This is a genomic window from Shigella sp. FC1544 (genome assembly GCF_001722145.1).
In the GTDB taxonomy this organism is placed as follows: domain Bacteria; phylum Pseudomonadota; class Gammaproteobacteria; order Enterobacterales; family Enterobacteriaceae; genus Escherichia; species Escherichia coli.
The window spans coordinates 1-276 of record NZ_MECT01000511.1 but is presented as its reverse complement, the minus strand read 5'-3'; the positions used below and the strand labels follow the sequence as shown (position 1 = coordinate 276).

1 pseudogene is annotated in these 276 nt (G+C 55.4%); it reads left to right on the top strand.

What is annotated here, in order from left to right:
* Positions 1-140: pseudogene (locus tag BGK49_RS30690) on the top strand (IS91 family transposase); the annotation flags it as partial.
* Positions 141-276: the final 136 nt, after the last annotated feature.

Genomic DNA, 276 nt, shown 5'->3' with positions numbered 1-276 from the left:
GTTCCTGAGTCGTGACCCGTTCGAATGCGTGCTGTGTGGCGGCCGGATGGTATACCGCCGGGCCATCGCGGGACTGAATGTGGAGGGGCTGAAGAAAAAACGCGCGGGATATCAGTCTGCTGAGGTATATGCCGGCCTGACACAGGCTAAGTGTGCCCGGGAATCGGTGCAAGTATAAAAAAACAGCCTGTTGCGGTATAAGAATCGACCATGCAGAGAGAGAAAACACCGGAGTGGAGGGAAAAGCAGAAAAGCTCACGTGGCATAAGGCGCGGA